General features: G+C 46.5%; 19 protein-coding genes, 2 pseudogenes and 1 riboswitch. All 21 genes and pseudogenes read right to left on the bottom strand.

The genetic code is table 11. The features are described 5' to 3' along the window. Positions 1–5: 5 nt before the first annotated feature. Positions 6–1253, bottom strand: a complete 1248-nt coding sequence (locus E5329_RS04045) for an ABC transporter substrate-binding protein (RefSeq protein WP_135988322.1) — start codon at positions 1251–1253, stop codon at positions 6–8. Then, positions 1250–2218, bottom strand: coding sequence for an iron transporter (locus tag E5329_RS04040; protein WP_135988321.1), 969 nt, complete (start codon positions 2216–2218; stop codon positions 1250–1252). The genes E5329_RS04045 and E5329_RS04040 overlap by 4 nt, the downstream gene beginning before the upstream one ends. 1 nt (position 2219) lies before the next feature. Beyond that, a complete protein-coding gene (locus E5329_RS04035) occupies positions 2220–3521 on the bottom strand; it encodes a sirohydrochlorin cobaltochelatase (RefSeq protein WP_135988320.1) in 1302 nt (433 codons plus the stop codon). Between the two features lie 432 nt (positions 3522–3953). Beyond that, positions 3954–4152, bottom strand: a riboswitch (cobalamin riboswitch). 131 nt (positions 4153–4283) lie between these two features. Then, complete coding sequence (locus tag E5329_RS04030; RefSeq protein ID WP_135988319.1) at positions 4284–5408, bottom strand: aldo/keto reductase; 1125 nt, start codon at positions 5406–5408, stop codon at positions 4284–4286. A gap of 16 nt (positions 5409–5424) precedes the next feature. Beyond that, the gene (locus tag E5329_RS04025; protein ID WP_135988318.1) at positions 5425–7665 is read right to left on the bottom strand and encodes a DNA gyrase/topoisomerase IV subunit A; all 2241 of its coding nucleotides are present in this window, start codon (positions 7663–7665) and stop codon (positions 5425–5427) included. Positions 7666–7696: 31 nt separating this feature from the next. Next, positions 7697–9619: a DNA gyrase/topoisomerase IV subunit B gene (locus E5329_RS04020; RefSeq protein WP_135988317.1), complete on the bottom strand. Its 1923-nt coding sequence runs from the start codon at positions 9617–9619 to the stop codon at positions 7697–7699. 58 nt (positions 9620–9677) lie between these two features. Then, positions 9678–10469 carry a serine/threonine protein kinase gene (locus E5329_RS04015; RefSeq protein WP_168356513.1) on the bottom strand — a complete coding sequence of 264 codons (792 nt, stop codon included), beginning with the start codon at positions 10467–10469 and terminating at the stop codon, positions 9678–9680. Between the two features lie 74 nt (positions 10470–10543). Next, positions 10544–11206: a glycerol-3-phosphate 1-O-acyltransferase PlsY gene (plsY, locus tag E5329_RS04010; protein ID WP_135988315.1), complete on the bottom strand. Its 663-nt coding sequence runs from the start codon at positions 11204–11206 to the stop codon at positions 10544–10546. Between the two features lies 1 nt (position 11207). Continuing rightward, entirely contained in the window at positions 11208–12530 is a 1323-nt protein-coding gene (der, locus tag E5329_RS04005) for a ribosome biogenesis GTPase Der (RefSeq protein WP_135988314.1), read from the bottom strand. A 9-nt stretch (positions 12531–12539) separates the two neighbouring features. Further along, positions 12540–13865 (bottom strand): DUF512 domain-containing protein, encoded by a 1326-nt coding sequence (locus tag E5329_RS04000; protein WP_135988313.1) that lies wholly within the window; start codon positions 13863–13865, stop codon positions 12540–12542. A 433-nt stretch (positions 13866–14298) separates the two neighbouring features. Then, on the bottom strand, positions 14299–16119 hold the full coding sequence (locus E5329_RS03995) for an ABC transporter ATP-binding protein (RefSeq protein WP_135988312.1): 1821 nt from the start codon (positions 16117–16119) through the stop codon (positions 14299–14301). Continuing rightward, entirely contained in the window at positions 16116–17852 is a 1737-nt protein-coding gene (locus E5329_RS03990; protein ID WP_135988311.1) for an ABC transporter ATP-binding protein, read from the bottom strand. Before E5329_RS03990 ends, E5329_RS03995 begins: the two co-directional genes overlap by 4 nt. 2 nt (positions 17853–17854) lie before the next feature. Further along, positions 17855–18415, bottom strand: coding sequence for a MarR family winged helix-turn-helix transcriptional regulator (locus E5329_RS03985; RefSeq protein ID WP_135988310.1), 561 nt, complete (start codon positions 18413–18415; stop codon positions 17855–17857). 86 nt (positions 18416–18501) lie between these two features. Beyond that, a complete protein-coding gene (locus E5329_RS03980) occupies positions 18502–18927 on the bottom strand; it encodes a YbaN family protein (protein ID WP_135988309.1) in 426 nt (141 codons plus the stop codon). 29 nt (positions 18928–18956) lie between these two features. After that, positions 18957–19741, bottom strand: a pseudogene (locus E5329_RS32090) (ABC transporter ATP-binding protein). Continuing rightward, the gene (locus E5329_RS03970) at positions 19731–20792 is read right to left on the bottom strand and encodes a FecCD family ABC transporter permease (RefSeq protein WP_135988308.1); all 1062 of its coding nucleotides are present in this window, start codon (positions 20790–20792) and stop codon (positions 19731–19733) included. The pseudogene E5329_RS32090 and the gene E5329_RS03970 overlap by 11 nt, the downstream one beginning before the upstream one ends. After that, on the bottom strand, positions 20776–21816 hold the full coding sequence (gene isdE / locus E5329_RS03965) for a heme ABC transporter substrate-binding protein IsdE (protein WP_135988307.1): 1041 nt from the start codon (positions 21814–21816) through the stop codon (positions 20776–20778). Before isdE ends, E5329_RS03970 begins: the two co-directional genes overlap by 17 nt. Next, on the bottom strand, positions 21803–22750 hold the full coding sequence (locus tag E5329_RS03960; protein WP_135988306.1) for a heme-binding Shp domain-containing protein: 948 nt from the start codon (positions 22748–22750) through the stop codon (positions 21803–21805). The genes isdE and E5329_RS03960 overlap by 14 nt, the downstream gene beginning before the upstream one ends. Position 22751: 1 nt before the next feature. Then, entirely contained in the window at positions 22752–23318 is a 567-nt protein-coding gene (locus tag E5329_RS03955; protein WP_135988305.1) for a hypothetical protein, read from the bottom strand. Positions 23319–23413: 95 nt separating this feature from the next. Then, positions 23414–23602 (bottom strand): annotated as a pseudogene (locus E5329_RS03950) (hypothetical protein); the annotation flags it as partial. Between the two features lie 210 nt (positions 23603–23812). Next, positions 23813–25384 (bottom strand): FRG domain-containing protein, encoded by a 1572-nt coding sequence (locus E5329_RS03945; protein ID WP_135988304.1) that lies wholly within the window; start codon positions 25382–25384, stop codon positions 23813–23815. Positions 25385–25602: the final 218 nt, after the last annotated feature.

Raw genomic sequence — 25602 nt, 5'->3', positions numbered from 1 at the left:
ATCTCCTAATCTTCTTCTGCAAGTCGGAAAAGATAATGCATATTCTCTTTTTCTCCCTGAAGCATTCCGTGAATGTCTTCCATTAGATAACCAATGGACAAAGACTGCTGATACATGTCATTGGTGGTGCACCAGACATTTCCTTCCTTCACAGCCTTAAAATCCGACAAAAGCTCACATTTATCGAGAAGCTCCTCCACACTGGAGATTCCGCCGTCGATGGAGCTGTTATAAATCAAAAAGTCCGCATCCTTCGCCCCGGCGTAAAATTCCTCTACCTGCATATTCATAGTGGAACGCTTTGTTTCCGGATCTCCCAAATGATCAAATACATACTTTCCTCCTGCAAGCTCTATCATCTTCGGAATATAGTCCCAGGTCTGCCGCACCTGTATCAGGCCATTGGAAGTAACAAAAAAGAACGCCACAGTCTGATCCGTTTTTTCATCTGCGCTTACTTTCTCGAGGATTTCCTGCTGCTTTGCAAAGATTTCTTCCGCTTCCTCCTCTTTTCCCAGCAGCGCTCCGTAAAATTTCACCCACTCTACTCTGCCCAGGGGATGGGGTTCATAGCTGGAATAATCTGTCACGGCAGGAATGCCGAAATCCTCCAGTTTTTCTATCACTTCAGGGGCATGGTTTATCATCATGTTTTCTACGGCAAGGGCACAATGATTCGAAACCAGCAATTCATAGTCCGGACGGTTGTATTTGCCGGCATAAAGGATATCGCCCCGCTCCATCGCCTCTCTGGCCTCTTCAATGTACCATCCGTCCTCTTTTTGTCCGGAAAAAGCGACTGCATCCAGTCCGTTCAGCTCACTGAACATATCCATTACAGAAGACGCTACCAGATAAATATCTTTTACCGGCCTCTTTAGCACTACAAGCTTCTGACTTTTGGACTGTGCAGATTCAAACACTTTATCTATATTCTGGGGCGCTTCCTTTCCCTCCGGCACAATCAGAAACTGCGCTCCATCCATAGCTGTGGTCAGCAGGGTATAACCGCCCTCATAATAATCAACTGTAAAATTCTCTGCATAGCGCAGCTCCATGCTTCTGTCATATACCAATTCCGCTTCTGTCTCTGCTTCTAATCCTGTCTCTGTTCCCGTCCCTGCTTCAGCATTCGTCTCTATTTCTGCCGCCTTTTCATTTCCCGGGCCGGAGACGGAAGAAGGACTGCTGCAGCCAGACAGCCCCAGCAGCCCTGCAAAAAGCAGCAGCCTCAATTTCTTTCTTCCTCTCATCTTATCTCCGTGTTTCTTTCTTCTTTTTTCATTGCCTCTGAATGAAATGTCAATGTGTATTCCACTTCATGGGGCTTACTCATCGCCACCGTATCGCCTATGACGCTGATTGGTTCGTCAAGCCCCGGAATGGGAAATTCAAACACAGAACCGCCTTCTGTATTTATCGGAAGATATTTCTCTTTGCCCACCAGCATATAATCATAATTTGGGCTGTTCCATTCCACAGTCGCCAGTGTCTTCCCGTCTGCCACCGTAACTGTTGCAGGAGATAAAATTTCCGCCCTTCCGCTTCCTCCCTCGAAGGTAAGTTCCACGCTGTAGATGCCATCCTCTAAAGGCTCCGAAACCTTTCCCTGTATATCGTCCTCCGAAGGAGCTGCGCTTGTCCTTTGTGCATCGTCCTTCAGAGGGGCCGCATTTTTGCTCTCTGCGTCTCCCTCTGCGGGAACCGGATTGGAAACGCTGACCTTATGATCATACCATTTTCCTTTCGTCCCAATCAGGGCCAGCTCAAATTCTGTCTCCAAAGCGGGAACAGGCACATCAAAGCCATAGACTTCATCTGTCATGCCGTCGCTGTATGTGACAGTATCTTCTGTGGGTGTCAGCAGCTCTGCTCCCTCTTTTACAGCGTCCTCTGCCAATCCGGGATAGAGGTTTACAATATTCTTTGAAGCAAGTGAAATATGGATTGTCATTTTCCCATTTTCAACCGTCAGCGTTCCTTTGCCGTCACAGGCTTCGCTTACGTGAAACATACCGCTGTCTGTCTTAAATTCTGCTGTATAGGTTCCGTCTGACAGCTCTGCCGCACCTGATGAAAGGGAAACTTCAGAGGCTGTTTCCGTTTCAGGTTCTGAAGGCGTTTCTGCATTCTGCTCCTGTGAGCTGTTTGAATTCCCGCAGCCGCCAAGCAGTGCGGCCAACAGAACCATACCGGCAATTGCCACGTTTTTCTTCATTTTAATTCTCTGCTCCATTGTTCATTGCATCTTCTGTATGCGCTACGTAGAGTTTCTGAATCGCCTCAATAGATCCAAGTCCTGTAATCTGCGCGTCTACGCTGTCAAAATTACCAGAAGCTTCGAACATGCTGCTCCAGGAATCATCTTCTTCTCCTGCCATATCATTATTGGCATGGTCGCCTGCCACAACCATCAGCGGACGGAGAATTACTTTTTTATAGCCAGCCTGTGTCACTGCATCAATCACTGCCTGGCAGGAGGTTTCCTCTGGTTCCCCTTCTACTGTTCCGATAAACACATTCTCATATCCAAGAGCTTCCATCTGGGACTGCATCTGGCTGTATGACACCTTCGCCGTATGGGAGGTTCCATGTCCTAAAAATACGAATGCAGCGCCGCCTTCTTTTGCTGCGTCCAGGCTTTCATATCCACCGTCCTGCACTGCCGCTTCTGTGAGCGCCTTTGCAACTGTCTCTTTATCCTCATTGATGACAGAAGCGTCTTCCCCAACCTCGCCAAGCAGAGGTTCTGCAACCTTTACAGTTTCAAATTTCTCCCGATATGCTTCCACTGACTCCATCAGCTCATCATACTCTGTCCCATGCATCAGATGCGTAGGCTGTATCACTAAATTCTTTACCCCGTTTGCCACAGCACGTTCTAACGCCTGATCCATATTGTCAATACTTTCTCCGTCTCGGGCCTGCACATGGTTGATAATAATCTGTGCCGTAAACGCCCTTCTTACCGACCAGTCAGGATTTGCTTCCTGCAGTGCATCTTCAATACTCTTAATATCATCCACGCGGCTGCTGTTAAAAGAAGTGCCAAAGCTGACTGCCAGAATTTCATTTTCACCAATTTCATCCTGATTTCTGGGATCATCCTTGGAAGCATCTCCGGTATCCCTGCCAAAATAATCAGGATCTGCATTCTCGCCTTCCACCAGTTCCTTCTGAGCGTCCGTTAATGCATCCCATGCCGCTTTTGCCTGGGCACACTGCTTATCTGTATTCTCTGTTCGATCCTGCACGTAAATTGCATCAATCAATGCGGCAACTTCATCGGCTGCTGCCTGATCCGTGTCTTCCTGGCTGACGTCTGTCCCTCCCTCTTCAGGCTCTTCTTTGTTCTCTTCTGTCTGATCTGTGTTTTCTTTTTCTTCTTCTGAAGCTTGGCTGCCTGATTCTGTCTGATTCGTATTTTCAGCAGTCTCTGAAGCTTCCTTAGAACAGCCTGTCAGCGCCAGGGTACAGGTCATGGCGCCTGCTAATAAAACAGTCAAAAATTTCTTTTTCATTTTTTCTCCTTTTCTTCTGTTTGTTTACAAGGGTATTAAATTTATACAGAACATCTTTTACGACATTCTGCGCCGCTTAACGGCAACATCTTTTGCAAAAGCGCTTTACAAATCAAAATGAACATGGTCATTCTTACTATGGAAGTCGAAAACTTTCACCGTAAAGAAAACGGGTTCGCAAGCGAACCCGTTAAGCGCAGACAGACTGCAATGCAGGAATTACCTGTCCGCAAGCTGCACATTTTATACCTATTACAGGAATTCTAAAACATTTCCTGTAATAAAAAAACCTCTACCGTATTAAAACTACGGTAAAGGATTCATATACATAATTATGATAACACACCCAAAAAAACATTTGCCAGACAATTGTCTGCCCTGTCTTTGTGAGACTCAAATGTACAACCAGTTACTCGTGGTCCGAAATAAATATTTCTGTACAACATCCAGGCAGGTTTCCCGACTTAAAAATCAACACATCAGCCACCTTCCCAGTTTCCCAGTGGTATATCGGCTTCTGTTCCTTTATTACGGTGACGAGTTCGTATGGGATTTGCACCCATTTTCCCTTTTCACCAAAACAATGCTTATCTTCACAGATTGTTCTGACACCTGTATGTAACTTATTCAATTAAGTAAAGTATAACATAATTTTTTCATATGTCAATACCTGCATTTTTTTGAAAATTCCCAGAATTATTTAACCGCCGGAGTAATAATAGCCGCTGCTTGCAGGCATATGCAAAATATTCCAGCGCCTTCTTACTTCTCAAACATCTCCACCGCTTCCTGCAAATGCTGTATCACCAAAAGATGCTGGGGACACTGCTTTTCACATTGACCGCACTGAATACAGTCAGAAGCCCTGCCGGCCTTCTCAGCTTTCCGCTCGTAGGAATCTTTTGCGGCAGAAAACCTGGCTTCCCCAAACTGGCTGACTTCGTTTAACAGTTGAAAATAATCAGGAATCGGAATCTGCTTCGGACAGCCGTCCACACAGTAACGGCAATTGGTACAGGCAACGCTCTTTTTGGCACGGATTGCTGCCAGGGCCTGCATAAGCGTCTCTTGTTCCGATTCTGTCAGCGGTTTCAAATCCTTCATATAAGAAATGTTATCCTCCACCTGCGCCTCACTGCTCATGCCGGAGAGAACCATCACTACATTGTCCAAAGAAGCTGCAAACCGAACCGCCCAGGAAGCCGCAGACATCTCAGGATTTGCTTCCTTCAACAGCATCTCGGCATCCTTGGGAAGGTTTGCAAGGAGTCCGCCTTTTACCGGCTCCATCACAATCACCGGCTTCTTGAATTTGACGCAGACCTCATAACATTTCCGGGACTGGACATCCGGATCTTCCCAGTCCGCATAATTAATCTGAAGCTGAACATATTCCATTTCCGGATGTTTTTCCAGAATTTCTTCCAACACTTCTGCACTGTCGTGGAAAGAAAAACCGATATGCCGAATTTTCCCTTCCGCCTTTTTCCTGATCACAAATTCAAATGCTCCCATACGCTCCGCTAACGCAAGATAGTTCCGGTTCATGGCATGGAGCAGGTAATAATCAAAAAATTCCACCCCGCACCGTTTTAGCTGTCCGGCAAAAAATTCCTCCAGTTTGTCTCGCTCCTGAATCAGGGAAAAACTCAGCTTATCCGTAATGGTATAGGAATCTCTGGAAAACCGTTTTGCCACGCATTCCCGAAAAGCCAGTTCACTGAATTCTTTTCCATGATATGGCGTTGCCGTATCAAAATAAGAAAAGCCCTCTTCCATAAATCTGTCTGCCATTCTACAAAAGGTTTCATAGTCGATCTTCGTGGTATCTGAGGGTTCTGTAAGTGGAAGACGCATCACTCCAAAACCTAATTTCTTTGCATTCATCTGAAAATCCTCCATGTTATTTTTTCACGCCTTTCCCATCCCGGTTGGCAAGCCTAAGCCTGTAAAGGGCGATTTCTTTCTCTTTCACGGTTATTGTCTTCTCTTCTGCTCCCAGCAGATAGACTGCCGAAAGCTTATCCTTTTCATCAATCTTCATGCCCCGTACGCCGATGGCTCCTTTTTTCTTTTCCGGCACATCAGACGCCAAAAAACGCAGGAACATATTTTTCTCCGTCTGCATCACAATGCTTTCTTCTTCCGTTTCTTCCAGAATCTGAACCAGCAGCAGACGTTCCCCCTCATTTAATTTCGTGGCCGCAACGGTGCGCTTGGACACGTCAAATTCCTCTCCCCGCACCTGTTTAAGCATTCCGCTGCTGCTTGCAAACAACAGTTTTCTCCCCAGCAGTCCCCCTAAATTGCTGACGCAGACCATAGCTTCTTCATTGCTGTTATAATTGCTGATATTATCCAGAGGAGTTCCTTTGTCCCGGAACTTTCCATGGGGCAGGTCTAAAATCTTAACGGTATGCATCTGCCCCTTATCGGTAAAAATACACAGTCTGTCGGTATTCATGCAGGAAATCACATATTTATTCTCCGCATCCGCCGCTTCTTTGTTCCGTTCATAGGTTGACGCGTCCACAGTCTTCACATAGCCGAACCGATCCATCAAAAGGACTACCGGCATCTCTTCCACTTTCTTTTCTTCATAGACTGCTTCCGCTGCATTTTCAATGGCAGTTCTGCGCTCCCTGCCGTATTCTTTCTGGAACCGGTTCAGTTCTTTGATGATAACCTTTGCCATTGCAGTGCGGCTGCCAAGGATTTCCTCATATTTTGCAATATTGGAAAGCGTGGTTTCATGCTCCTTCATCAAAGCTTCAATCTCCAGTCCGATTAACTTGTACAGACGCATTTCCAGAATGGCCGTGGCCTGCCGCTCTGTAAAGCAAAGCTGTCTTGCATCTGCTTCAGAGCCCTTGTAACGGAATTCAATTTTTCCTGTATTTCCGTTCATCAGACAATCCTTGGCGTCTCTGATATTTTTGGAGCCCCGGAGAATTTCAATAATCAGATCGATCACGTCGCAGGCCTTGATTAAACCTTCCTGGACTTCCTTTTTCTCCAGTTCCTTTGCCAGCAGCGTGTTGTATTTTCTGGTGGCCAGCTCATACTGGAAATTCACATGATGGCGGATGATGGGCACAAGCCCCATAGTCTCCGGCCGTCCCTCTGCCACTGCCAGCATATTGACTCCGAATGTATCCTCCAGCCTTGTTTTCTTATAAAGCAGGTTGCAGAGATTTTCCACATCTGCGCCTTTTTTCAAATCCAGCACAATCCGGATGCCCTCTTTGGAGGACTGGTTGGAAATATCCACAATATCATTGGTTTTCCGCGTCTCTGTCAGGTTATATACATCCATCAGAAATTTCCCGATATTGGCTCCCACCATGGTATAGGGAATTTCCGTAATCACCAGCCGCTGCCTGCCTCCTTTTACCTGTTCAATCTCCACTTTTCCCCGGATTTTGATTTTCCCGGCGCCTGTCTCATAAATATGTAATAAGTCCGACTGATTCACCACAATCCCGCCGGTTGGAAAATCCGGGCCTTTGATGTGCTCCACCATTTCTTCCGTGGTGATGTCAGGATTTTTCATATAGGCTTTCACTCCGTCAATCACTTCGGAAAAATTGTGGGGCGGGATGCTGGTAGCCATGCCCACGGCAATTCCTTCCGCACCGTTAATTAAGAGATTGGGCACCTTCACCGGAAGCACGGAGGGTTCTTTTTCCGTCTCGTCAAAGTTGGGCACAAAATCCACTACATCCTTGTCCAAATCGGCAAGGTAGGCTTCCTGGGTGATTTTCTGCAGCCGGGCTTCCGTATAACGCATGGCTGCCGCCCCGTCTCCTTCGATGGAGCCGAAATTGCCGTGACCATCCACCAAAGGCAGTCCCTTTTTAAAATCCTGCGCCATCACCACCAGCGCTTCATAGATGGAGCTGTCTCCGTGGGGATGGTACTTACCCATGGTATCCCCCACGATACGGGCACACTTCCGGTAGGGCCTGTCATAGCGGATGCCCAGTTCATGCATATCGTAGAGGGTTCTGCGCTGGACAGGCTTCAATCCGTCCCGCACGTCTGGCAGCGCCCTTGCTATGATAACGCTCATGGCATAGTCAATGTATGATTTCTGCATTAATTCCGAATATTCTGTTCGGATAATCTGTTCCTTTTCCTGCATGGCAAATCCTTTCTGTCAACAATCTGTACCATCAAATATCAAGCTCCGCATCATGGGCGTGTTCATGGATAAACTCCCGCCGGGGCGGAACTTCTGTTCCCATCAGCATTTCCGTTACGTCAGAGGCCATCCTTGCGTCCTCGATTTCCACCTGTTTCAAAATCCGGGTAGCCGGATTCAGCGTAGTCTCCCAGAGCTGATCCGCATCCATTTCCCCAAGGCCCTTATACCGCTGAAGAGTGAAAGGACCTTTATGGCGCTTTCGGTACTTTTTCAGCGCAATGTCATCATAGAGGTATTCCTCTGCTCCTTTGGAGGGAATGGCTTTGTACAGAGGCGGCATGGCAATGTACACATGCCCTTCAAATATCAGTTCCGGCAGAAAACGGTAAAACAGCGTCAGCAGCAGAGTGGAAATATGGGCTCCGTCCACATCCGCATCCGCCATAATGATAATCTTGTCATAACGCAGTTTGGAAATGTCAAAATCATTCCCAAATCCTTCCGAAAACCCACACCCGAAGGCGTTGATCATAGTCTTAATCTCCGCATTCGCCAGAACCTTGTCAATACTGGCCTTTTCCACGTTCAGTATCTTCCCCCTAATAGGCAGAATGGCCTGATATTTTCGGTCTCTTGCGGTTTTGGCAGAGCCTCCTGCAGAATCTCCTTCCACAATAAAAATCTCACAGATGGAGGCGTCCCTGCTCTCGCAATTGGCCAGCTTGCCGTTAGAATCAAAAGAAAATTTCTGTTTGGTTAAAAGATTTGTCTTGGCTTTCTCCTCGGATTTACGGATTTTGGCCGCTTTTTCCGCGCAGGCAATGACTTTTTTCAAATTTTCCAGATTCTTATCGAAATAAAGCTGGATCTCTTCGCCAGTTATTTTGCCGGTGACCCGGGCTGCGTCCTGGTTGTCCAGCTTAGTTTTGGTCTGGCCCTCAAACCGGGGATCAGGATGTTTAATAGAAATCACCGCCGTTAATCCGTTGCGCACATCGGCTCCGGTAAAGTTGGAATCCTTTTCCTTCAAAATTCCCAGTTCCCTGGCGTAATTATTGATAACAGTGGTGAATACGGTCTTAAATCCCGTCAAGTGGGCGCCGCCTTCTGCGTTGTAAATATTATTGCAGAATCCCAGCACATTTTCATGGAACTCATTGATGTACTGGAAGGCCGCTTCCACGGTAATCCCTTCGCTCTCTCCCTTAAAGTACACCACATCATGAACCGCTTCCGCTTTCCGGTTCAAGTCCTTCACAAATCCGCTGATTCCCTCTTCCTCATGAAATTCCAAATGCTCCGTCACCTCTCCCCGCCGGTCTTCATAGACAATGGTAAGCCTGGGGTTCAGGTAAGCGGTTTCATGCAGGCGACTCTTCACATCCTCTTCCTTGAAGCGGGTCTTTTCAAAGATTTCCGGGTCCGGCAGGAAATTAATTCTGGTGCCTGTCTTCTTGGTCTTTCCAATTACGGGCAGCATTCCATTGTCCAGGTCAATGACTGGATTCCCCTGTTCATATCTGTCATGGTAGATTTTCCCGCCCAGGCACACCTGAAGATCCAGATAAGTGGACAGAGCGTTTACCACCGATGAGCCTACTCCGTGAAGACCGCCGCTGGTCTTATAGGCGTCATTGTCGAACTTCCCCCCTGCATGGAGCGTGGTAAACACCAGCCGGGCCGCAGACATGCCCTTTTCATGCATTCCCACGGGAATGCCCCGGCCGTTATCCTCTACGGTGCAGGAACCGTCCGCTTCCAGTGTTACATATATAGTATCGCAAAATCCTGCCAGATGTTCATCTACAGAATTATCTACAATCTCGTAAATTAAATGGTTCAGGCCCTTGCGGGACACGCTTCCGATATACATGCCCGGCCGTTTTCTCACTGCTTCCAGGCCCTCTAATACCGTGATATTCTCAGCTCCATATTCCTGATTCTTAGCCATTTTGGTTTCCTTCCTTAAATTTTGATACACATGTTCTGTTTTTAACCTGCTTATTGTATCACAGTTTTTTGTGATTTGCAAAGTTTTCCAGATCTTTTCTCAATTCTTCACAGGAATGATACCGCTGCCCGGGCTGCCGTCTGGTACACTTTTTTATAATTTTTCCCAATTTTCCTGACAACCCACGGCTGCACCGCCTGATATCATACTGCTCCGTCATCACCTGCCTGGGATCGTTTCCCGTCAACAGATGGTACATGGTTACTCCAAGGCCATAAATATCCGTTCTTGCGTCCACAGGTTCTCCGGCAAGCTGTTCCGGGGCTGCATATCCCTTTGTTCCCAGATTTACCGAATCATCATTTTCCGCAAAGGCCGCCCCAAAATCAATGAGACGCAGATTTCCTCCAGGCTGCAGCATAATATTTCCTGGCTTCATATCACGGTAAATGACCGGAGGCCGGCAGCTGTGCAGATATCCAAGCACCAGACACATATCCCTGCCCCATCCAACGACCTTCTTCTGGGGCTGGGGACCAGAACGCGCTAAGAGCTGTTCTAAGGTTTCCCCTTCCAGATATTCCATAATGATATAAAATGCCTCTTCTTCCTCCAACACTTCTTCAATCTGCGGGAAATATGGGTAGTCCAATCTGCGGATCAGCTCTGTTTCCTGACGCACCATCATCTTATGCGCCTGTTCTCCCACTCCCTGAAATCTTCGGATCTCCTTGACAGCCCGATTCCTTTCCTGTATCCTGTCATAAGCCAGATAAACCCTGGAAGAACCTCCAGTTCCAAGAATTTTTTGGATCTCATAACGGTTTTTCAATCTATCCCCTTGCTTCAATCTCTTTTCTCCTTTTGTCCAAAAAGAGAACCCCGCCTGCGAGATTCTCTTTTGTATGCATCGTAGCTGTCTTATTAATTTTTCCTGAGATTCCCTGATTTGCTGATGGAAAATTTATTCTCCGTTCCGCCAAGCAGCCGCTTTATATTTGCCCGGTGCCGCCAGATTGCCAGAATGGCAAAAACCGCGCCCACACCGTAAACCTCCGGCAGCAGCCCGGGATTCACCCATAAACGCCCCATCTGTCCAAATACAATCAGCTGTATGTAAAAGCATAAAGACACCAGAATGGAGCCCAGTGAAACATAACGGGTGGCTGCTACGGTGACAACAAACACCAGCAGACAGAGAACCGCCAGCGGCGGATAAAAGGCAAGCAGAAATCCTGCCGTACAGGCAATGCCTTTTCCGCCTTTGAACTTCATATAAAATGGGAAATTATGGCCCAGAACTGTTCCGAGCCCTGCGTACATTTCCAGTAAATGCACTGCATCTGGATATTTCTCACGGAAGAGAAGCCAGGCAAGCAGCATGGATAACATGGCCTTTCCCGCATCTCCCAGAAATGTAACCAGGCCGGCTTTCCATCCCAGGGTACGCAGCGTGTTGGTGGCTCCCGCATTGCCGCTTCCGTATTCCCGTATATCAATATGATGAAGCTTTCCATAAATAAATCCTGTTTGAAACAGTCCCAGAACATAACCTATTACAAGACAAATTACTCTGCTCAGAATCATATTACCCTTCCTTTCTTTCCCGAATGATAAATTTTAGCGATGTGCCCTGGAATCCAAAAGCATCCCGAATTCGGTTTTCCAGATATCTGGTATAAGAAAAATGCATCAATTCCTTATTATTTACAAATATGACAAACGTAGGCGGCTTTACTGCAACCTGCGTAATATAGAACAATTTCAGTCTCTTGCCCTTATCGGAAGGAGGCTGCTGCATCGCAACAGCTTCCGTCATAATCTCATTGAGCACTCCTGTCGCAATCCGCATGGAATTATTTTCCAAGACCACATCAATCATGTCAAAGAGCTTGCGGGTACGCTGCCCGGTTTTCGCTGAAATAAAAAGAATTTCCGCATACGGCATAAAACTTAAAATCTGGCGGATCCGGTCCGTATGCTTATAAATCGTCTTGTCGTCCTTCTCAATGGCGTCCCATTTGTTCACTGCGATAATAATTCCCTTGCCCCGCTCATGGGCAATTCCTGCAATTTTAGCGTCCTGTTCTGTCACTCCTTCGATGGCGTCAATTACCACCACCACCACATCTGCACGCTCCACAGCCGTAACTGCACGGATAATGCTGAACCGCTCCAGCTCCTCTTTAATCTTGCTTTTCTTTCTTAATCCAGCCGTATCAATAAAAATATATTCCCGATCCTGCCAGGTGATTTCCGTATCAACGGCGTCTCTGGTGGTTCCAGCAATCTCTGACACAATAACCCGCTCTTCTCCCAGCAAATGATTAATCAGAGATGATTTTCCCACATTGGGCTTGCCGACAATCGCAACCTTCGGCCGTTCATCTCCCTCTTCCTCTTTCGCATTTTCCGCAAAATGCTTCGTCACCTCATCCAGCATATCGCCGATTCCAAGTCTGGATGCTGCTGAAATGGGAATTGGATCTCCAATCCCCAGATTATAAAACTCGTAGACGTCCGTCATATATTTCTCGAAGCTGTCCACTTTGTTCACCACCAGCGTCACCGGCTTCCCACAGCGGCGCAGCATATCTGCAACCTTGGAATCCGCATCCACCAGCCCCTGGTGCACATCTGTCATAAAAATAATCACATCCGCCGTATCAATGGCAATCTGCGCCTGCTCCCGCATCTGGGATAAAATGATATCTTTGCTCTCCGGCTCAATTCCCCCGGTATCAATCAGGGTAAATGTCATATCCAGCCAGCTCACCTCGGCATAAATCCTGTCCCTTGTAACTCCCGGCGTATCCTGCACAATGGAAATCCTCTCTCCCGCCAACGCATTGAACAGGGTAGATTTTCCCACATTCGGACGCCCTACTACTGCAACTACTGGTTTACTCATTCCACTCTCCTAACTTTCTCTCTTCAAACACGACACCAAATCCTGTCCGCTTGATTTTACAATATCTATTCTCACTTGTAAAGCACTTTCCAACTGAGAAAGGGTCATATCATCCAGAAACACCTCCTCTTTACTGCGCAGAAGGTTACAGGGCAACAGCAGCCTGTTTCCAAGCTCTCTCTCCTTTAACTGTTCCATGATATCCTGTCCTGTCAGCAATCCTGAAACGGTAATCTGTTCCCCGAAAAAATAATTCCGTACAGGGATCACCTGTATTTCTTTTTCCGGAAAAACTGCCTGAAACTCCAGAGCCAGTTCCTGCAGCACAGGGGCGGCAAGCATGCCTGTGGCGATGGTGATTTTCTCAGAATGCAAGATGTCATGCCCCTTTTTTACGCCTTCCAACTCCATTGCCTCCCGAAATTCCTCCCGTAAAAGCCTGAGCATTCCCACACCGTTTTCCAGCTGAGGGTATCCGTCATAATTTTCCTCTGAGGGCAGCTTTTGTTCTGCCAGCAGATACCATTCATCGCTGGCATGGACAAAATGCAGGCCGGATTGTTCCATACACAGCTTCTGGTAATGGTGGATCAGTTCAAGCACTTCCCCGGCGTCATCTCTGGTAAAAGGCTCCAGGGGATACAGCCCCTCCCGGAATCGGCTGAGCCCTACCGGAACCACCGACACACTCTCCATTACCGGCGCATATTTCATCAAATCTTCAATACTTCGCTTTAATTCCTCCCCGTCATTGACGCCCTTGCAGAGAACAATCTGTCCATTCATGGGAATTCCTGCTTCGTACAGGATATCCATTTTTTTCAGTGCATCCCCGGCAAAACGATTATTCAGCATCCTGCAGCGAAGTTTAGGATTCGTAGTCTGTACGGAAATATTGATTGGCCCAAGCTTATATTCCAGAATCCGCTCTAAATCATGATCTTTCATATTGGTAAGGGTCACATAATTCCCCTGCAGGAACGAAAGCCTGGAATCGTCATCCTTGAAATACAGCGTATCCCGCATCCCTTCCGGCATCTGATCGATAAAGCAGAAAATGCATTTGTTATGGCAGGACTTATAGTCGTCCATCAGGCCGTTTGCAAACTCAAAGCCCAAATCTTCCTCGTATTCCTTCTCAATCTCCAGTTCCCATTCTTCGCCGTTCTCCTTCCGGATTACAACGGTAAGGTATTCTTCATTGGTATAATAACGATAATCAAATACGTCTTCTATTTCATGTCCGTTGACCGACAGCAGCGCATCCCCCGGCGTTACCTCAAGTTCTTCTGCAATGCTGTCTGCCTGAACCTTGTATACAATGTGCTCCTTCAAAATCAATGCTCCGTTTCTTATATTTTTCAAGAATTACTTTGCGAAAAACCTTCCCAATAACTTGGCCTCTCTTAGAAATAACAAAAGGAATTACCATTATAGAAAGCACTTCTCAGTACGAATCATGATAATGATAATTCCCATGTCATTCCATGCAGTATTCAGAAATTAATCTTCACTGTCCTCATCTACAACTCCTGCCACTGCTCCGGCTACAGACGCTACTACGGAAACAATGACCGCAACCAGCACTACGCCTCCGATTATAAAAACCATCATTTCTTGTCATCCCTTTTCTTAATATTTTCATCTGATGGATTTATTATACCAAAGAGAATGTGCGGTGTAAAGGCAAATCTGCGCAATCGTGAAATGCATGATTTTCCCGGCTGCCGCAGTGAGTTCCCTTATTATTCCCGCCACGGACCGCCGGCTATGTGGCAAATCCCGCATACTGGGTCATGTACAGCTCATAATATTTCCCCTTTTTTGCAAGAAGTGACTCATGGCTGCCGCTCTCTGCGATTTCACCCTGGTCCATAACAACGATAAGGTCAGAATCCCGGATCGTAGACAGGCGGTGCGCAATCACAATGCTGGTGCGCCCCTGCATAATACGCTGCATAGCGTCCTGTATCGCTTGCTCAGTACGAGTATCCACATTGGAGGTGGCTTCGTCCAGAATCAGTATTTTCGGATCGGCCACAAAAGCACGGGCAATGGCAAGGAGCTGCCGCTGTCCCTGACTGATATTTGCGCCGGAGCCAGTCAGCTCTGTGTCATATCCCTCTGGCAGAAGCTCAATCAATTCCCGGCACTGGCTCATTTCTGCAGCCGCCCGAATCTGCCCGTCAGTGGCCGCATCATTTCCATATTTCAGATTGCTGCGGACAGTATTAGAAAACAAAACTGTATCCTGCAGAACGATCGCCACATTCTTTCGTAAGCTGCTCTTTGCAACCGTTTGTATATTCTGTCCATTTATACAAATCTCTCCGCTTTCTGTCTCATAAAACCGCAGAAGCAGATTGACGATGGTCGTCTTGCCGCTTCCGGTTGCGCCTACCAGCGCCACTTTTTTACCGTTGGGAACCGTCAGCGTAAAATTTCGAATCACAGGGATTCCAGCTGCATAAGAAAAACGCACATTTTTAAATGTAACGGCTGCTTGTTTGGTTTCTGCAAGTAATTCCCCGCTTCTGTCTTCTCCCTCTTCATCCAATACGGCAAAGACCCGCTCCGCGCCGGCAATCGCCGTCTGGAGCTGTCCGTAAATCTGCGCAATTTCATTGATGGGACGGCCAAATTGTTTCGCATAGACAATGAAGGCCGAAATCACCCCCACAGAAATCAGCCCCTTTACTGAGAAATATCCGCCGAAGGCAGCAATCATAACAAAACTGATATTGCTGATACAATTCATCGCCGGCCCCATAACGCCGCTGAAAATATCCGTTTTAATCCCGGCTTTTGTAAGAGAATCCGCCGTTGCGCAAAAATCCTCCGTTGTAATATTCTGATGATTGTATGCAACAACTGTGGGATAGCCGGAAACCATTTCTTCCACAGTTCCGTTCAGCTGTCCCAGCAGCATCTGACGCTGACGGGAAAACCTGCGCACCTTTTCCGAAAGGATTTTCGTGGCAGCAAGCGTTAAGAACACCGTAGCAAGACTAAGCAGCGCCAGCTGCCAGCAATACCACATCATAATTGCCGCAGTACCGATAATCGTAAGCGTCCCCGAACACAGCGAAGGCAGGGATTGCGATATTGTGGAAGAAATATTTTCTATGTCATTGGTCATCCGGCTCATCACATCTCCGTGGGAATGAGCGTCCAGATAACATACCGGCAGCTCCATAATCTTTCCAAACAACTCCTCCCGCATCCGTTTCACTACATTCTGACTGAGCCGCACGCTGAATAAGCCCTGCAGCAATCCGCAGACAGCAGACAGCAGATAAACGGAAAGCATGAGCAGCAGAGTGTGGATAAGGACGCCGGATTTCTCTCCGGCAATCATGTCAACGGCATTACTTTGAAGACTCGGCGCGTAAATGCCGCACAGCGTGCCAAATATCACAACCGCCAGCATACCTGCCGCCAGCGTTTTTTCTCCCATAAAATACGTGACAATGCGCTTTAGGGTGGCTCCGATATCATCGGCGCGCTCCGTCTGTGCAAAACGCTCCTGCCGGTTCATCATGCCGGGAATGCTGCGCTCGGCCAGTTTTTGATTCTGTTTTGCACTCATGCGCTTCTTGCCTCCTCTCCGATTTGAGAATGGTAAATTTCCTGATAAGCCTGGCAGGATATCAGCAATTCCTCATGTGTGCCGCAGGCTGCTATGCCGCCGTTCTCCAAAACAACAATCCGGTCTGCTGTGCGCACAGAAGCTATCCTCTGGGCAATGATGATTTTCGTGCTGTCAGGCCGCGACCTTTTTAAAGCACGATAGAACTCTGCTTCTGTCTTCAGATCAAGCGCACTGGTGGAATCGTCAAAAATATAGATTTCAGCCGGTTTTACCACTGCCCTTGCAATGGAAATCCTCTGCTTTTGTCCGCCGGACAGACTCATGCCCCGCTCTGCAACGGCAGTCCCATACCCTTGTTCCATGGAAGCAATAAAACGGTCTGCCTGCGCAATGGAAGCTGCATATTCTAACGATCTATCCTCTGCGCCCGGCAGCCCCCATGCGATATTTTCTCCCACCGTCATACAGAACAATTCACTTTTTTGCATGGCTATGGCAATTTTCTCCCGAAGCGCCTCCTGCCGGTACTCCTTCACGTCAATTCCGTCCACCAGAACCGTACCCGCAGCTGCATCATAAAAACGGGGAATCAGATTGACCAGAGATGTTTTCCCGCATCCGGTGGCTCCCATGACTGCCACGGTTTCCCCCTTATGTATCGTCAGATTGATATGGGAAAGCACATTCTGGCCGCTTCCGGGATAGGAGAAGGAAACGTTCCGAAATTCAATCTCTCCCTGCAGATCTGCCGTCCCGTCCAAAGAGCCATCCACAAGCTCAGGAACGCTTTCCAGGATCTCCCTGACCCGCTTCCAGGAAGCAGCCCCTCTGGAAATGTTCTGGAACAGCATAACAAGCATCAGAATGCCATTAAGAAGCTGTGTAGCGTAGGTTATAGCCGCCATAACAGTTCCGGGCGTAGCAGCGCCCTTTCCCGCTTCCAGCCCGCCTGCCAGTAAAATCACCGTAACAGCCATGTACATCAGCCCATTGACAAGAGGATTCATAAAAGCAAAAATCACAAGAATTTGCAATTGTGTTTTTATCAGTTCACCATTTGCCTTCCCAAAACGCAGCTTTTCATAAGCTTCCCGAACACAGGCTTTAATGATACGGATGCCGGACACATCCTCCTGCATCATTCCGTTCAGAAAATCAAGCTGTGCCTGCAATCTGGAAAACAGGGGATTGGCTTTCCACAGGCAGAACAGAATCACGCCCACCAAAAACGGAAAGGCGCACAGTACAATCAACCCGAAACAAAGATTCAGCCGGAACATACAATACATGCTTCCGAAAGTGAGAAGTGAGGTGCGGATCATTCCCCGCACAAACAGCGAAACAAACGCCTGCACCTGCGTAATATCATTGGTTACCCTTGTTACCAGAGAACCTGTGCCGAAACGGTCAAGCTGCGGAAAGGAGAACGCCATAATCCTGCGAAAACAGTCCTTTCGGATCTCATTGCCAATATTCTGGCTGGATATGTGTACAAAGGCATTATTCAGGGAGCCGCACAGACCGCCAAACAGAACCAGGCCGATCATCTCAAGTCCAAGCATCCAGACCAGATGCAGATTAGGAGCTCCTCCATTGCTTACGCCAAGGACTCCATCATCTACAATCCGGCTCATGATCCCCGGCTGAATCAAATCCATCAGCACCTCCCCAACCATAAATAGTCCTGCAATAACCGCAAAAAATAAGTATTGTCTGATATATTTCCACATGATTAGTTCCTTCCATGTGAACCATCATGGCGTCGATTATGATGATGACCGCCTCCATCGCGGCAATCACTATGGCAATGTCCATGTCTGCAGATATTTCCCTTTTCACTGTAACGGATTTTCCAGTCAGCACGAATTTTTTCCAGCAGCGACAGCAATTCCTGCCTTTCTTCTTCCGAAAGGCAGGAAAACATATCTTCATGCCTTTTCTGCCGCTGGGCCAAAGCCTCCGCTGCAAGCTCCCTGCCGGCGTCTGTCAGGGAAATATCCGTTGTTCTGCGGTCAGCATCATTCCTGACGCGTCTGATCCATCCTGCCCGTTCCAGCTTAGAAAGGATTTCACTGGCCGATCCTGGCTGGATTCCCAGACGTTCCGTCAAATCCCTCTGCGTCATTGCTTCTGATTCATTCAGAATGATTAAAACACGCTTCTGGCTGGCTTTTCCCTCATACAGAAACCGCATGATATGGCTCAAATCCCGCAGACTTAGGATCAGCCTGTCATTCATGTCCGCGGCATTGCAATGCTTTCCGCGGCCGGAACAAATATTTTTTTCCGTCATATATTAGCCCTCCTTTTTATTAGGTACCTTGAATATAATACATCGCCGCTTATTTGTCAAGGTACCTAATAAAATTTCAGGCTGTTTTATCCTCCATTTTCACCAGCTGTCTCGGTATGAACCATCCGGTCCTCTTCTTTTATGGTTTTCACTGCAAAAAGAAAATATATCACATGAAACAGCCATACAACTGCCAATACTGCCCTTGCCGCCAAAACCCTGCCCATCATGGCAAATCCAAAGCCCATAATCACCGTTACGGTAATCATAATCCGCACCTTTGTTTTTGCTGTCATCGAACGGCTCTGTACGTAAGATTCCAAATTATTTTTATACAGCTTCGTCCCCATAAACCATGTGTGCAGCCGCCGGGAGCTTTTTGCAAAACAAAACAACGTCAAAAGCAAAAACGGAAATGTAGGCAGAAACGGCAGCACTGCTCCCACTGCTCCAATCCCAAGACTTAAAAATCCTAACACAATCCATACTACTTTAAAAAAATTTTTCTTCATGCCTTCCCCCTTGTTCTTTTTCGATGCCCTTATACCGTTAATACAAATTTTTTTCCGTCTATTTCTGTCACGCCCAGTTCAATGCCGTACAGATTTTGGATGCTTTCTGCGGAAATCGCTTCTTCGGGATTGCCTTCCACAACCACTTTTCCGCCCAAAAGGCCAATGATCCGATCCGAAAAATGAATGGCCTGGTTAATGTCGTGAAGCACCATGACAATTGTGATTCCATATTCCCGGTTTAATTTCCGTACCAGCTTTAAAATCTCGATCTGATAGCGGATATCCAGATAAGTGGTCGGCTCATCCAGAAACAGTATTTTCGTATTCTGCGCCAGCGCCATGGCAATCCACACCCGCTGCCGCTGGCCTCCGGATAATTTAGCCACTTCTTTGTCACAATATTTACTGATATTCGTAACCTCCATGGCCCATTCAATCAGCTTCCTATCCTCATCCTGATATCCGGAAAAGAATTTCATATGGGGCGTTCGGCCAAAGCCCACCAGGCGCTCTACCGTAATATCTTCCGCAAGGTATTGTACTGATGCACAATGGACACTTTTCTTGCAAATTCCGAAAGCGTCATATCCCGGATATTTTTGCCATTTAAAAGGACTTTCCCCCGATTTGGAACCAAATTTTTCGTCATCAGGGAAAACAACGTGGATTTTCCGCATCCATTGGCCCCCATAATCGTAGTGACCTTCTCTTTTTCAATTTCCAGAGAAGCCCCTTTTAAAATCTTATTTGTTCCATAAGAAAAGGACAGATCTTTTACCTCCATGGCAGGTTTTTCCGTCTTAGTTTGCATATTTTTTTGACCTCCTGAGCAAGATGATAAAAAACGGGCCTCCTACTACACTCATAATCACCGCTGCACTGACTTCATAAGGCGCTGCAATGCTTCTGCCTATGGTATCTGCAAGAAGAAACGTAAATGCCCCTGCCAATGCGCTAAAGGGCACAAGAGCTTTGTGAGCACTTCCCACCAAAATTCTGCCAATATGGGGCACAATCAGTCCCAGAAAGCTGATGGTTCCGGCTATGGCCGTGGAAACGCCCGCAAGCAGCACGGCTACCAGAGAAATACAGATCCGCGTGGCATTCACATTGATTCCAAGGCTTTTGGCTGTTTTATCTTCAAGGGAAAGCAGATTGCATTCCCCGATAAACAGCAGGGACAAAAACAGCCCTGCTATAATATAAGGGAATAACGTATGTACATCCTCCCAGGTCTTCTGAGTAATATTGGCTTCCACAATGGACGCAACCCCGGACCTGTCTCCTCCGGACATAGAGTTGAAAGCACTTGCAAGACCAGAAAACAAAGCATTTACCGCCACACCGGTCAGAATAATCCGAAGAGGGCTTAAACCTCCTTTCCAGGACAGACAGTACACCATGAAAAAAGCCGCCACGCCGCCTGCAAAAGCCGCCAGCGGCATAAAAAAGTACCAGGATGGAGCGAAGGCAGTGATTAACACTGCGGCAAAACCGGCTCCGCTGGAAATACCGATAATGCCTGGATCTGCAAGGGGATTTTTCAGCACTGCCTGAAACAACACGCCAGAGGTTGCAATTCCTGCACCTGCCAGCATGGAAATGATAATTCTGGGAAAACGCAAATCCCATACGGCCGCAACGTCTGCATCATACTTCACAAACAGTCCCCGCAGCAACTTTCCAAATCCAATCTGCAGGCTTCCTGTATTGGTCGCTGCAAAAAACAAAATCAGCAATAATGCTGCCGTAACCAGAAAGGATGCTGCGGCTCTTGCCTTCTTTTTTTTCTTTCTCCGTACATCCTCCCAACCATTTGCGGCTCTTGTGTCCTGTCCGCTGTCCTTATTTCTCTGTTTCATCCGCTGCCTCCTCTGTTTTCGGCTTTTTGTCGTCTGCATCGCTTTTTGGATACAGCATAGTCTGCAGCTCCATCAACGCTTCCGGATACCGGAAGGTTGCGCTCATGCCAAACAGCTCATAGGTCAAATCATAAACCCTTCCGTTTTTCACCGCTTCAAAGTGTTTCCAGATATCGTTTGTTTCAAAATCCTCCCGAAACATTTCCACAACCTGATCCGGCAGGGCGTGCGCCGCCCGCAGAATAAGATCCGGCTCCTTCGTTTTCATATCCTCCGTGTTCACCGTAAGAAATTCCTGATCGCTTCCGGCATAGACATTCTCCCCGCCAGCCAGCGCTACAAGATTTCCCACGTAAGAACGCTCCGTCGCTATAATATAGCTTCCGGGAAGTCCCATCAGAATCAGTACCTTCGGGCTTTCCTTCCCTTGGTTTTTTGCCTGATATTCCTCATAAAATTCCGTAAATTCATCCGTCAGAGCCTGTGCCTGCGCCTCCCGCCCGAAAATCTCTCCCAGTTCCTGAATCGATCGGTACATCCCTTCCACACTGCGCAGGTTTAAAAATGCCCACTGTGTGTCTAATTCTTCGTATTTGGGCTGCAGATCCGTCTGCAGGGATGAAGGACTTAAAATCCAGTCAGGAGCCAGAGAAGCTACCATTTCCATATCCGGACTCATCGCTATTCCCACCGCAGTAACCTCCTTATAACGCTCCGGCAGAAATGACACAGAACTGCTGCATACGCCCACCAGCTCCAAATCCAGCTTATCACAGATATCTGCGGCCGCCGGTGATGTGGCAATGATCCTCGGTTCGGTATCCATAGACTGGACCATGGCTTTTGCCGCTTTTACAGCCGCAAGTTCCTGCGGATCCGTAATTTCAAGCATTGTCTCTGCGTCATCTGCCGATACTGCTATCTGGTGCGTTCCTTCCCGCTGCGGATGCTGATCGACACAGCCGCACAAACATAAGATTCCAAAAAAACACAGGCAAAGGAAAAAAACTCTACGCCTCTTCATCGTCATCTTCCTCCTCATCATAACCGCCCCATCTTCGCCAGTTTATCCTGAAATAATACACAATGCCTGCGGCTGCCGCCATAAGAATCAGACCGGATATGGTAAGCGATACCGTCACTGCCACAATCAAATCCAGGACGTCAATGCCGCTGCCCTTTTCTCTGCTCTCCGGTTCTGCCACCGTCTCCTCCGCCGTAGACAGACTAAGACCTTGCGCGCTGCTTAAGGCTGCGTCCGCCGCCTGATCCGTCTCCGGTTTTGTCTGCTCTGGGCCGTCTGTGAAAGACGGTTCTTCTGACGCAGGCGCAGGCGGATCTGTCGTTTCTTCTGTTGCCTGAGAAGCTGTCTCATCGCTGTCTGGCGGCGCCCCATCCCCTTGGTTTTCTGCAGATTCAGTCACCACGGCAGCCGTCATGTCTGTCGTATTGCCCTTGGTATAATTATTCGGATAGAAATAAAAAATCACATCCCTTCCCATCGGCGTTACATACATGCTGCCTTTTACAATACAGTTTTCGCTTGGCGCCGGAATGCACAGGTCCGAAGTCGCGCCGTTGCTGTCGGAACCATTTGCTGTTACTGTCGGCGTCACCGCCGTCCATTCGGTATCTCCTACATTCTGCACAAAAAAAGTCTGGCCCGAAATATAGTCTATCAGGCCAATGCGAAACGTAAGATAATATGCGCCGTCTTCCGTTACTTCCATAATTCCGGCGCTGCCAACTGCGCCTTCTGCCATGCCCTGTCCAGTGGCATAGGAAGCCTGACCGCCCGAATCTTCAATCTCGCCTGTAACGGGATGCGCATAGCAGCGGTTGATGGTACAGCTGTATACCGTCCCCGCTGCCGCCTGGGCCAAAATCGCCGGATGCAGAACGCTCATCAGCAAAAGAAACAATACTGCTGCTATCCCTGTAGTGGACTTCCTCTGCATCTTACAGACCTCCTCTGCTTTTAAGCTTGAATAAAATGCCCGCGCCTGTCATCAGAACACTCATAACCGTCGGAATTGCCGCTGGATTTCTCTCGTCTGAAGCTTCGCCGGAAGATATCGTATCCTGCCTGGCGGCCTGGGTTTCTGCAGCAGTTTTGGCTGGCGTCTCTGCCATCGGCGCCACCTCTGACGACAGCCCTGCAAGCTCCGATAATCCGGTATCTGCTATTTTCGTCTGAGAAGATATACTGCTTTTCCCAATCGAGCCTGCAGCACTGTTTTTTGCAGAGGCGCTTCCTCCAGGATTTGAGCCATTTCCGCCGGTAAGGGAATGATTGAAAGCAGGGCTGCTTTGAGGCGTGGAAGTATTGCCGGGATTCTCGTTCTGACTCTGATTCTCGTTTTGATTATCGTTAAAATCATCATCATCCTCTGCCGCGGATTTTAAAGTATCCCAGTCAAGGCAAAGAAACACTGACTGGGTTCCTGTGCCTGCAGAAATAGCTTCCATAATCGGAACGTATACCTGCAGCGGCGCATAACCGTCTTTCACGGCTTCCGGAATCAATGGAAACGTCACCTGATTCGGATAATCCGTCCCATAATTATCGGATATCTTGGCCCCGCTGCTGTCCTGCTGCCAGGAATCTACCGTAACTGCTTTCAGCGTTCCCTGAGGAGAGCCATAGCTGTCTGTGACAAGCTTTCCACGGAGTAAACAATGTCTGCAATCCGCATGGTGGACTGTCTGTGGGACACCAGCACAACTGTTTTTCCATCCCTTTCTTCCCGCAGGGATTTCAATATGACTGCTTCATTTAAGCTGTCAAGATTGCTGGTAGGCTCATCTATAAAATTGGGTAGCCCCCTGATATGCCTTGAAAACACTGGGTTTAACAGGATGCAAACGAGTGTATTGTGTCATCCCTTTGGCATTTTAAATGATACTTTGTCAACCCGATCCGGCCATCTGACCAACTATTGCTCTTTTTTATATAGTAACCAAAACAGCCATCAACACCTCTTTTGTGCCTATGGCTGTTTTCAAATTCTTTTCTATATTTATTTCGATCCTAAAGGATCTATATTTTGATAGTCCTGATTTGTAATTTGAAGTTTATTTTCCCATTCAAATAATCCCTGCTTAATCTGTACTTTTTTAATCTCCGTTCTCTGAAATATCTTTTCAACTTGATATTTCATTCCTCTCTCTGGAATTGTTTTATTTTCTATCCAATAATGTACATTATCAATATCGCACATAAAATAAGAAAATTCTTTCAGGAAATCATCAAAGCCGGTATCATGAGAATGTCCAAAATCTGATAATTTCATATATAAATTGGTTATTTGAGACTTTTGATTATTAACTTTTATAATAAAGTCATTCCACATTCCGTTTTGGAATGTATATAGGAGTTCTTCATAAATTTCCAAAAATTCTTTCCATACATTTTTATGATAAATGAATAGATTTTTATCCTCATCAAATATATTCTTCTGATAAAATTCAGCCATCGTGCTATATGAATTATTATACTCCCAATAATATCCGTCTTCATAATTTTTTAAGTGGATTGGATGATACTTTTTATTTAATCTTGGATCAATCCATTGACCATATAAAATCCAATTAGAAAGAATATAGTCATCTCCATTACGGGCCACATATACCCATATTACATTTTCATGATGTTTATGCTGTTCAATTACATTAATAACAATATTTTTAATTTGATCTATTTGTAACATATCATTCAACACAATTGTAATTGAAATGCGCCTCGCCAGAGCATGTGAAACATCTTCTTTTTTTACAATACTGTATTTCCCGTCCAGTGATATGTTTTCTTCTTTGTATTTTTCTTTTATATAATCAGCAACTGACGGCAATTCGGGATAGATTCGCGGTCGATTAATGCCATATTTTAAATCAAGTTCATCTTTGATTTTCTTTTTGTATTCATACGGTATGTGAATAACGTAATCCGCTTCAATCGTATCTAATGATTTAAGCGTATCAGTTATTTCACCATTAATAACTGCATTTGCACAAATCAGAAAAGTTCCTTGCTGGCTATACAGCCGTGGATTTGCCTTTTGTAATTCTTCCGAATATTGTATAATAACCGGATTATCCACCAGTTCTAATATTTCTTTATCTGAAAGGCACTCTCCAAATAATCTTTCATATTCGCTTCTAATATTATCTTTTTTTAGAGCAGAAATGGTGGGAAGTATTGACAACGTCCTAGCTTCTTTACTGTCAATTGAAAATCCATTAGCCAGATACAGATAAACATTGCCAGGAGATAAATCTTCTACATTTTCAACAGCAAAATATAGCGCAATCAATGGATCAATTGTCACATCTACCAGACGGGTAGGAATACCATAATGCTGCAATTTCGCCAACTTTTCTATCGGCGTATGCAATTCTCTAAATTCATCCGCTTTCATCTTTATAGATTCATGATAAATATCACTTTCATGTAAAGCATAACCTTGATCTCTTGCAACAGATGATGGTATAGTCTTATATTTTTGAAGTTGCCCTCTATAATATTTTTGTGAATATGCTCTATAGCGGTCTATAATTTTCAAATAATCCGTAATACTATTTACCTGTTCCATATGCGTTCTCCTTGATTATGTAAAAAATATACTACGTTATATTTTATCTTATAATCTTTTCTGAGTCCATTATATTTTTATAATTTAACAGTTTTTTCTGAATAACAAATAGCGATTTATCCGTTCTCTTTTTATTCAATCAAAACAGCCATCCGTACTTATACCATACTTATGACTGTCTCTGGATCATATTCTATTTTATTCTGTCTCCCAGTTCC

It is taken from the genome of Petralouisia muris (genome assembly GCF_004793545.1).
In the GTDB taxonomy this organism is placed as follows: domain Bacteria; phylum Bacillota; class Clostridia; order Lachnospirales; family Lachnospiraceae; genus Petralouisia; species Petralouisia muris.
The sequence above is the reverse complement of the archived record's forward strand: the minus strand, read 5'-3'. Positions and strand labels throughout refer to the sequence as shown.

Bases quoted from the DNA above. Each gene is read 5' to 3' on its own strand.
- E5329_RS04045 (WP_135988322.1), bottom strand. From the start codon at position 1,253: ATGAGAGGAAGAAAGAAATTGAGGCTGCTGCTTTTTGCAGGGCTGCTG.
- E5329_RS04040 (WP_135988321.1), bottom strand. From the start codon at position 2,218: ATGAAGAAAAACGTGGCAATTGCCGGTATGGTTCTGTTGGCCGCACTG.
- E5329_RS04035 (WP_135988320.1), bottom strand. From the start codon at position 3,521: ATGAAAAAGAAATTTTTGACTGTTTTATTAGCAGGCGCCATGACCTGT.
- E5329_RS04030 (WP_135988319.1), bottom strand. From the start codon at position 5,408: ATGAATGCAAAGAAATTAGGTTTTGGAGTGATGCGTCTTCCACTTACA.
- E5329_RS04025 (WP_135988318.1), bottom strand. From the start codon at position 7,665: ATGCAGGAAAAGGAACAGATTATCCGAACAGAATATTCGGAATTAATG.
- E5329_RS04020 (WP_135988317.1), bottom strand. From the start codon at position 9,619: ATGGCTAAGAATCAGGAATATGGAGCTGAGAATATCACGGTATTAGAG.
- plsY (WP_135988315.1), bottom strand. From the start codon at position 11,206: ATGATTCTGAGCAGAGTAATTTGTCTTGTAATAGGTTATGTTCTGGGA.
- der (WP_135988314.1), bottom strand. From the start codon at position 12,530: ATGAGTAAACCAGTAGTTGCAGTAGTAGGGCGTCCGAATGTGGGAAAA.
- E5329_RS03995 (WP_135988312.1), bottom strand. From the start codon at position 16,119: ATGAGTGCAAAACAGAATCAAAAACTGGCCGAGCGCAGCATTCCCGGC.
- E5329_RS03990 (WP_135988311.1), bottom strand. From the start codon at position 17,852: ATGTGGAAATATATCAGACAATACTTATTTTTTGCGGTTATTGCAGGA.
- E5329_RS03985 (WP_135988310.1), bottom strand. From the start codon at position 18,415: ATGACGGAAAAAAATATTTGTTCCGGCCGCGGAAAGCATTGCAATGCC.
- E5329_RS03980 (WP_135988309.1), bottom strand. From the start codon at position 18,927: ATGAAGAAAAATTTTTTTAAAGTAGTATGGATTGTGTTAGGATTTTTA.
- E5329_RS03970 (WP_135988308.1), bottom strand. From the start codon at position 20,792: ATGAAACAGAGAAATAAGGACAGCGGACAGGACACAAGAGCCGCAAAT.
- isdE (WP_135988307.1), bottom strand. From the start codon at position 21,816: ATGAAGAGGCGTAGAGTTTTTTTCCTTTGCCTGTGTTTTTTTGGAATC.
- E5329_RS03960 (WP_135988306.1), bottom strand. From the start codon at position 22,750: ATGCAGAGGAAGTCCACTACAGGGATAGCAGCAGTATTGTTTCTTTTG.
- E5329_RS03945 (WP_135988304.1), bottom strand. From the start codon at position 25,384: ATGGAACAGGTAAATAGTATTACGGATTATTTGAAAATTATAGACCGC.